This window comes from Candidatus Phytoplasma bonamiae, assembly GCF_030586845.1.
Classification (GTDB): Bacteria; Bacillota_I; Bacilli_A; order Acholeplasmatales; family Acholeplasmataceae; genus Phytoplasma; species Phytoplasma bonamiae.
Window position 1 is genome coordinate 1 of record NZ_JAOSIQ010000018.1, and the last position, 9,598, is coordinate 9,598.

A 9,598-nucleotide genomic window follows, 5' to 3' on the forward strand; every position below is an offset into this window, starting at 1 on the left:
AAAGAGAGTGAATTATGGAAAGCCGGATGCTTGGAAACTTGCTTGTCCGGTTTGGACGGGGGCTGATTGTAAATAAAACAGCAAAGATAAATCGCTGCATAAAACGCAATTAATCTATCCGTATTTTGAAAAGAGATTCTTTTTTTGCTGGCGTTAGTTATGGTTATATTGATTCGGATCGTTTAATCCGTATTATGGAAATTACTAATGCTTATCAAGTTCCACAAACTTCTGATTTTCCCACAGAAGAATTGGTAATTATTTTTCGCAATAGTGGTCTTTCTAGTATTGAAAATTATTTAATGAGTCGTTATTACATGTATAGACAAGTTTATTGTCATTCCAAAATTGTATTATTTGCTATCATTTTAGAACAAATTTTTATGAGAATTAGATTTTTAATTAAAAATAATTATCAATTTGAATCGGATATTAATTTATTAAAAAAGTTTTTTTCTAACAAAGAATCTTTAGAATTATATTCTCAGATTGATGATTTTTATATTAATAGTTTAATTATTTCCTTTCAAAATAGTCAAGATTTAATTTTATCTAATCTTTGTCAAGATTTTTTACATCGTCGTATTTTGTTTTGGAAATGTATTCCAAATATTTCTAAAAATTATGAATTTATTCGAAAAATTAAACATCAATATAAAGATAATTATGTTTATTATACTTATTATTATGACGATTATATCTTAAGAGATACTTATCGCGAAAATTTTGATAATATTGGTGAACAAATTTTGATAGGTTTTGATGATATTTCGGATAATATTATAAAACCTTTAAGTCTTAAATCTGTTATTATTAATAACATAATGTTTCAAAACTCTTATAAAGATATTCGTAATTTTTTTTATTATCGTGATTTTCAATGATTAAAAATGAAAAACATATTTTTAAAAAACAATATGGTCAAAATTTTTTGAATAATTTTAAAATATTAAATTTAATTGTAGAATCTGCTGATGTATTTAATAAAAATGTAGTAGAAATTGGTCCTGGCAAAGGCGCTTTAACAAAATTATTAGTTTTAAGAGCTAAAAAAATTTTAGCTTATGAAATTGATTTTACTTTAAAAAATTTTTTATTATTTCCTGAATATCATAATATTCATATTATTTATGATAATTTTTTAAAACGTGATTTAGAAAAAGATTTTAAACAATATTTTGATATCGAACAAGAAGAGGTAGTTTTAGTAGGGAATTTACCTTATCATATTGTTTCAGCGGTTTTGTTTAGAATTTTTAGTATATCGCGTATCAAAAGTTTTACTATAATGTTACAAAAAGGGGCGCCAAAGAGGCCTAAATATCGCGTGATTTAACCAATCACCAGCGCGGATAAACGCTGAAAGGATAAGAACGGTTCCTTAAAGGAAACAATCAGGAATTACAGCAGTTCTTAAAAGTGAATTGAGACGAAGTAGTTAGTCAAGAGGATTTCGCCACCAAATGGTTCTAAGGATAAGCCCAAAGAAGGCCTAAGAAGATAAAAGAAGATGTTAATTAACAAACCTGTTTCGTAAACTACTATAAACGAGCAGTCTTGAGTCTATCGATATATTCTTTTTGTATCGGATAGTTTATCAATTCAAAGAAAAACCAGGAATCTCACCGTTTAGAAAATCAACGGTCACTTCACCTAAGGAACCAAGGTAGATATTTAGAGTAACTTGGAGAATCCTAAAGGCAAGTTATTTTAATTAAACTAATGATAAAATAAAAGTTACCATGCCCAAGGATAAAGCGACTTTTGAGTAGTCGGAGGAACTAAAACCTTGTTTGGAATAGCAAGGATAATTGCCCTCCCGAGAAGAAGGTTAACGACCTTTATAAGGCGAAGGAAGTCAGTAATTTATTGTTTATTCAACGGAACCAAGGAAAAGAAGTTGGTGAATATGCCGACAACTGTTTCCAATCAAGAAACTAAGTTTTAAGAACATAAAGTATCATTCGAAAACATTCATTAAATAACCCAAGTATCAAACAAGCACTTCAAATGCGGAATGGATAATTAATACGCACCAATCATTTAATTCATATTGCGGTTAATAAAACGATCGCAGAACAGAAGGAGGTTAATGAAAACATCATTAAGACTATCCATATAAATCTACACAATATTAGAATAATTTATTTAAAAAACATAGAATGATAAGAATAAACAACTAATGAGTGGCGACACGAAGTTAGTCCTCGAAAAAAGGTAAATTATGGCAAGCCGGATGCTGGGAAACTTGCTCGTCCGGTTTAGATGGGGGCTATTTGTAATAGCTATCAGAAAGACAAATTCTGAGATCGAAACGCAAATAATCTATCCATATAATTAGCATGGAGAATAATTTCTCATCCATTTGTCAAAAATTATAATTCTTTAAGTGTTATCTGTCAATCGTTGGCTATTATTGATATTATTAAGATAGTTAAGAAAACTTATTTTTATCCTCAGCCTAAAGTAGATGGAATGGTTTTGAAATTTACTAAAAAAGAATTTTCATTATTAGAAAAAAATTTTTTATATGATGTTTTTTTTAAATTTGTAAAAATCGCCTTTAAACAAAAAAGAAAAAAATTAATTAATAATTTACAAGATTATTTAAATATTCCCAAATCTGAAATTATCAGTTTTTTTATTAAGTATCAAATACCTTTAAATATTAGAGCAGAAGAGATAAATGTTTTAGAATTTCAGAAAATAGCTAAATTATTTTGGAGTTATTTTAAGCGGTAATAATCAAGAAAATTATTATTTTTCGGTAATGTATTAGTTTATTTAATTGTAATATTGTGCATAAATTGTGATAAAATAATCCCATAAAAGATTGTGTAAATTAAAAAAGGGGTACAATTTTTTACAGTAATTTAAGTTTATTAAAAAAAAGTTAATTTTGAAAAATTTTTAAAAAATAATAGGATGGTATGTAATGAAAATTACTGGTGTTAGAATAAAACTTAATGATAAAGAGCATCCACGATTAAAAGCTGTTTCGAGTGTTTTTATAGATGATTGTTTTGTAATTCATGGTGTTAGAATTATTCGCGGCAATAAAGGTTATTTTATTGCTATGCCTAGTTCAAGGTTGAGTACGGGAATTTTTAAAGATATAGCTCATCCCACTAATACTCATACTCGAAATATGTTAAATGAAAGAGTTTTAGAAGAATTTTATGCAAAAACTTCTGCGAATAATGTTGATTTAATCGATTCAGAACAAGTCAATGTAAAATCAGAAAATTCAAATGATGATAATAATGAACAAAACGCTAACAATAATGATTCTAATGGTGAAGAAAGTTATAATTGCGATTAATTTGGATTAATTTTTGATTTTTTCTAGTCGATAATTTATTTTTCTATTAAAAAATTTTCTAAAAAATATTTATTTTAATGATTTTTTATTTAAACATTGGAAAAATATATAAATTATTTTTTAAGTTTATATATTTTTCTTCTCATTTTATAAGGGGTTAATGGTATTTATATTTTGAAACAACGTTCTAGTATTCATAATTCTGATAAAAATGTCCAAAAGCGTTTTGATTCAGGTTACAAAAATAATTCTAAATATTTTTTTCTTTTTGTTTGGGGTTTGTTTTTATATTTATTCTGCTTTGTTCCGGTAGTAGTATTTAAAGTGTTTAATTTAAATGATCATAATTTTTTGCTATTTAAACAAATTATTACTTTATTAATTTTGGGTTGTACAGGTTATCATGTTATTGTTGAAGGTTTATTAGATACTTATTATGATACTAAGAAAAATCGTAAATTTACACCAAATATACACATTTTAATGTTATTAGGAGCTTTAGGAGCTGTTTTTTTACATAATTTTAATGAAGCTATTTTATTAATTATTATTTTTGCAACTTCGAATTTTTTAGAGGAATATATAGAAACTAGAAGTCATAAAGAAATTAGAAATCTTTTAAAAATGGCTCCCACACAAGCTCGTTTAATAGATGTTAATGGTAATTTTACTTTAATAGAAGTAGAGAAATTAAATATTGGAGATGAAGTTATTGTTTTAAGTGGTGATCAAATTCCTTCTGATGGTATAGTAATTTCCGGTAATTCTTGTGTTGATGAATCTAATATTACTGGAGAAAGTATACCTGTTGATAAAAAACAAGGAGATAAAGTTTATGGTAGTAATATCAATCTTAATAATACTTTAATTATTAAAATTACTGCTAATACCGATCAAAATTTATTTGCTCGAATTATTAAATTATCTCATGAGTTGAAAAATAATGTTTCTAAAAATGCAACTTTAATTAAACGTTTAGAACCAGTTTATGTAACGAGCGTATTGTTAATATCTTTTTTAATTTTAGTTTTTTTCCAAATGATTAATTTTATTAAAGGTTTTGAATATTATTTGTTTAATCAAATTTTTGAAAAAATTATAGTTTTTTTAACTGTCGCTTCTCCTTGTGCTTTAGTTGTTGCTGATATTCCGGCTACTTTGTCTGCTATTTCTTATTTAGCTAAACAAAGAATTTTATTAAAAAATGGCAATGCTTTGAGTTTTTTAGCTAATATTAAAATTATTGTTTTTGATAAAACTGGAACTTTAACAATTGGTCAACCCATAGTGAAAGAATTTTTATTTGATAGTTTTTCGGATGAAGAGATTAAAAGTAAATTTTTAGCTATTTTTTATCATATGGAAAAAAAATCAAATCATCCTTTAGCTAGATCGATTACAAAATATTTAAAAAGTTTTTTCGTTACCGAAGATCAATTAAATAATAACTATCAGGATATAGAAGTAAATAATTTGATTGGAATAGGCGTTGAGTCTTTTTATCAAGGTAAACATTATAGAGTGGCTAAATATAGCGATTTAAATAGCTATTCATCAGATAATAAAATTTCTATCTCTCCGATATTAGAAGATAAAATAAATTTATTTTTAAATGATGGTTATACTGTACTTTATTTTAGTTGTGATAATACTGTTTTAATGGTTGTAGCAATTTTTGATGTTTTGCGTCCAGAATGCTCGAATATAATAAAATATTTTCAAAATAATAATATTAAAACAGCAGTTTTAACTGGAGACAATTATAAAACAGCTCAAAATGTGGCAAGTTATTTAAATATAGATTATGTTTTTGCAGAATGTTTGCCAGAAGATAAGTTATTACAAATAAAAGAATTAAAAAAACGTTATGGAGGTGTAGCTATGGTGGGAGATGGTGTTAATGATGCTCTTGCTTTAGCTAATGCTGATGTAGGGATTGCTTTACAAGAAGGCGTTGATGCAATTGCAGATATCGCAGATATTGTTTTAATGAAAAATAATTTAATTAAAATTATTCAGGCTCATAAAGTAGCTGTTAGATTGAATAATATAGTTTGTCAAAATATGATTTTTGCGATTAGTGTTATTATTATTTTAACTATTAGTAATTTTTTTACTAGTTTGTTTTTACCATTTGCGGTTTTTTTACATGAAATTAGTACTATTTTAGTTTTGTTAAATGGTTTGAGAATGTTAAAAAATTAATTTTTTAAATTAAATAAATTAATTTAAATAAAATTCGTTTATTTTTATGTTTTTTCATTAATATTTAAAATATTGGTGGTCGCCGAAGAGGTCTAAATTTTGTGCTATCTAACCAATAAGCTAGGGCAGATGATAAATCCTGAAAGGATATGGTCGGTCAGGAAAACGAAAGAATGTTAGATTATATCAGACCATAAAAGCGGGTTGTGACAAAAGCAAATTAGTCAAGAAGATACCGCCACCGAATCATTTCATGGAGAAGCCTAAAATGGTCTAAAAAGGAAATCGATGTAATATTAAATCTGTCTTGTAAATTGCTTAATCGAACGGTCCAGAGTCTATTAGTATATAACTAAGATACTGAGTAGTTTATCACTTAACCAACCTGGAATCAGCTTCCCAAAAAAGAAAACACTTCCCCTAAGGAACCAAGGTTGATATTTAGCGTAACTTGAATCCTAAAGGCTCTAGTTATTATTAAATAAATTGACTAATAATGAGATTAAAGTCATTATAGGCCCGAGGATGAGTGACTTCTTAGTAAATCGGATAATTAAAATTAAAATTATCTCTATAATAAAAAATCTTACACGATTTGAACTATTTAAGGCAATACAAAATTTATTGTTATTTTAATAACGATAGTCTTCATCATAGAAAATTATACGATTAGAATGAACAATTAACTAGCTGCGACATAACTTTAGTCTTCATGAGAAGATAAATTATGGAAATCCGGATGCTGAGAAACTTGCTCGTCCGGTTTTAATGTGGGGTATTTATATATAATTAAAATTATCCTATATGGATAAATTATATTTGCGTTTCGATCTCAGAATTTTTTTCTTTCTAATCTATATTATAAAAAAAGGAGTAAAAAATATTAAATGGCTAAATGTTATTTAACGGGTAAAGCTGTTTTATGTGGTAATAAACGTAGTCATGCTATGAACGCTACTAAAAGAAAATGGAAAGCTAATTTGCAAAAAATCCGTATTATCGATGATCAAGGCAAAGTTAAAAAAGTTTTTATTTCTGTTCGTGCCTTGAAAAAAATGAATTTTCAAAGAATATAATTTTTTTGGATATTATATATGTTTACTGAATTAAAAAATATTTAATTTATTTTAAAGAACATAATATAATTAGAATGGGCGCCAAAGAAGCCTAAATTTCGTGCTATTTAACCAATAGCCAGGGCAGATAAATCCTGAAAGGATATGGTCGGTCTAACAAACGAAAGAATGTTAGATTAGAGCAGACCATAAAAGCGGGTTGCGACCAAAGCAAATTAGTCAAGAAGACGCCGCCACCAAATAATTCACATGGAGAAGCCTGCAATGGCCTAAGAAGGAAAATAGATGTAATCGCGAAACCTGTTCCGGAAGTTGCTTAAACGAACAGTCCAGAGTCTATCAATACAAACCGTAAGTATTGGGTAGTTTATCACCTAACCAACCTGGAATCTTACCATTTATTAGAATGGTCACTTCCCCTAAAGAATTAAGGTAGAAATTTAGCGTAACTTGGAGAATCCTAAGACTAAGTAATTAAATTTATCAATCAGGAAATCAAAGCCCTGATAGTTAAGGATAAAGAATCTGCTTAGTAGTCGTAAGAGTAAACCTAGTTTTGGAATAAGCTAGCTAATCGTCTTACCAAGAAGAGAGTTAACCACTCTTATAGGGCGAAAGCAGAAAGTAATTTATTGTTTATTCATGGCAAGAGATCTATGAAGTATTAGTATCGCAACTTCTTCGGATAATGAATAAAATTCCTGACCAATCTTTAAAACAATATATATTAAAACAAGAACTCAAATGGGCAATGAACTACTTAATTAATACTTATCTCGCGTTTAATCCGGTTGCTTACCAATAATGGGACAGGAACACCAGAAATAGACAGGAAAACAATTAATGATATGGCTTTTAAACAAATTAAAGAAATATCACCAAAAACATGTTCACAACCAATATAACCCGAAATCGGTTAAAAGAGTTCACATTCTGAAGGGAAAGGGTAAATCTAGACCACTCAGAATCCTGATCATTTAAGATAGAACTATATACAAAAAGTTCTGGAACAATTATTAACTCCCTGCTTTGAAAACCTCTTCTCGGAATGAAGTTTTGGATTTAGATCCAAGAAATCTGGGTTGGACGTGATAAAACGAATAAAACAAAGATTCAAGGTTATTGACTACCTGTTTAAAATTGGCATTGAAGTTTTTAATACCCATTAATCATGACATCCTCCATAAAAGGCTTCACAAGTACATTCGCAAGGAGAAAGTACTCAAAACCATTTAAGGATGGCTACAAGCAGATATCAATATTTTTATGGCAGGGGATCTTAGTCAACTAATGTATTTAAATTACATCGCTGAATACAGTTGTTTAAAGATACTAGCGAATTAATGAAAACTAGAAATCCGAATAAAACTCAACTATCCATCCGGATGGGGAATAAAATATAACTTATAATCCAAAAAGATAAGAGTTGAATATTAGGACAGTTTCTCTTGGGAAAGAATTAAAAAAATGAGGAACTACAAAGGAGAAATAACCGAAATAGTTATTAATCCCAATCTTGTCCAAGGATGAACCAGAGATTAACTGATAGGCTAAATAGCACAAAAATGTGAAGTCGGCTCATTAGAAAAACAATCCCCCCTGGAAATTCATCATGTCCTGTCTTGTAAACTACTATGATTGAGTATTCTAGAGGATATCGATAATTATGGTATTAAATAGTTTTTCAATAAAATTATAAAAAATTAACAACTAATTAGCGATGATACAAAATTAGTTGAATTAAAAAGATAAATTAAGATAATGTGGATGGTGAGAAATTTTACTCGTTCGCTTTAGAATAAGGATTGTTTGTAATAGATAATCGGAATATAATATTTAATATGATTATCTATTACAAAGAATCTATCTTTATAATATAATAAAAAAATAAGGAGTATATGTAAAATTATGAATTTTTTCAAAAATATTGTGTTAATAGTTAAAATAAGTGCAGCTATGTTAGGTTTTAAAACGGTAGATTTTTTTCGAGATGAAGTAAATGCGAAATTAGCACCTTTAAGACAAGAAATAAAATTATCTTATGAAAAAGGACAATTAAATAAAAACTTGGAAAGTATTAATTTATCACCTCGAGAAATATATATGATATTAAATGAAAAAAATATAAATAATTTATCACCACAAAAAATAGATAAAATGTTAAAAAATGTCGATCATATAATGACTAAAAATATAGATAATATAAATTGGGAAATAATAAATGATATTGTAAATGATGCTGATTTTGAAACTATACAAAAATGGAATTTAATACTTAGAGAATATAACTTTTATAAACATTATCTGGAAACAAATAAGATATTTAATAATTAAAGCGAAATATCGTTTATAAAATGAGAGGTTTCTATAATTATAAGTCGATAACCTATAAAATATTTCAGGTTAAGATCGCCAAAGATGCCTAAATATTTGTGTTATTTTACCAATCACTAGTGAAATGATAAATACTGCAAGGGTAAATAACGGTTCCCGAAAGGGAATCATCAGGTATTATAACAATTCTTAAAAGCGAGTTGTGACGAAGTAGTTATTCAAGAGGATTTTATCACTGAGTAGTTCTAAGGGTAGGCCCGAAATGACTTAAGAAGTAAAGCAAATATAATCCCATAACCTGTCTCGTAAACACCTCACTGAACCTTTATTTTGTTACAACTAGTTATTGTGTTCATCATGATTAAAGATAATTAATTGTTGCTTTCGGTAGTGTTTTATAGTAAGTGGTTTGGTTTTTTACACCAATAATAATAAAAATGTTGTTTAATTTTGAATAATTTTAAAATTTGGATAATTTTGAAAATTTTTTGATAAATTTTAACTCAAGGAATCAAGGTAGATGGTAAATCAGAATGGTTCAGGAAAATCAACTTTATTAAGATGTTTAAATTTATTAAATAGACCAGATTCAGGAAAAATATTTTTTAATAATTATAATCTTCTAGATCCTAATACTTCCTTAACTAATTTAAGAATACAA

At 27.3% G+C, this 9,598-nt stretch carries 8 protein-coding genes; all 8 read left to right on the forward strand.

Annotated elements, in window-relative coordinates; genetic code table 11:
- The first annotated feature begins 125 nt into the window (after nt 1-125).
- The gene (locus tag OC701_RS01825) at nt 126-884 is read left to right on the forward strand and encodes a hypothetical protein (protein WP_304514399.1); all 759 of its coding nucleotides are present in this window, start codon (nt 126-128) and stop codon (nt 882-884) included.
- Complete coding sequence (locus OC701_RS01830) at nt 881-1,336, forward strand: ribosomal RNA small subunit methyltransferase A (RefSeq protein ID WP_304514400.1); 456 nt, start codon at nt 881-883, stop codon at nt 1,334-1,336. The genes OC701_RS01825 and OC701_RS01830 overlap by 4 nt, the downstream gene beginning before the upstream one ends.
- 1,016 nt (nt 1,337-2,352) lie before the next feature.
- The gene (locus OC701_RS01835; protein ID WP_304514405.1) at nt 2,353-2,742 is read left to right on the forward strand and encodes an rRNA adenine N-6-methyltransferase family protein; all 390 of its coding nucleotides are present in this window, start codon (nt 2,353-2,355) and stop codon (nt 2,740-2,742) included.
- A 193-nt stretch (nt 2,743-2,935) separates the two neighbouring features.
- The gene (locus OC701_RS01840; protein ID WP_304514401.1) at nt 2,936-3,322 is read left to right on the forward strand and encodes a septation protein SpoVG family protein; all 387 of its coding nucleotides are present in this window, start codon (nt 2,936-2,938) and stop codon (nt 3,320-3,322) included.
- Between the two features lie 174 nt (nt 3,323-3,496).
- Nucleotides 3,497-5,527 (forward strand): heavy metal translocating P-type ATPase, encoded by a 2,031-nt coding sequence (locus tag OC701_RS01845; protein ID WP_304514402.1) that lies wholly within the window; start codon nt 3,497-3,499, stop codon nt 5,525-5,527.
- Nucleotides 5,528-6,414: 887 nt separating this feature from the next.
- Entirely contained in the window at nt 6,415-6,603 is a 189-nt protein-coding gene (rpmB, locus tag OC701_RS01850; RefSeq protein WP_304514403.1) for a 50S ribosomal protein L28, read from the forward strand.
- Nucleotides 6,604-8,511: 1,908 nt separating this feature from the next.
- Nucleotides 8,512-8,937 (forward strand): hypothetical protein, encoded by a 426-nt coding sequence (locus OC701_RS01855; protein WP_304514404.1) that lies wholly within the window; start codon nt 8,512-8,514, stop codon nt 8,935-8,937.
- A 520-nt stretch (nt 8,938-9,457) separates the two neighbouring features.
- Nucleotides 9,458-9,598, forward strand: a 141-nt coding sequence (locus OC701_RS01860; RefSeq protein WP_304514406.1) for an ATP-binding cassette domain-containing protein, incomplete at its 3' end; no start/stop codon positions are given.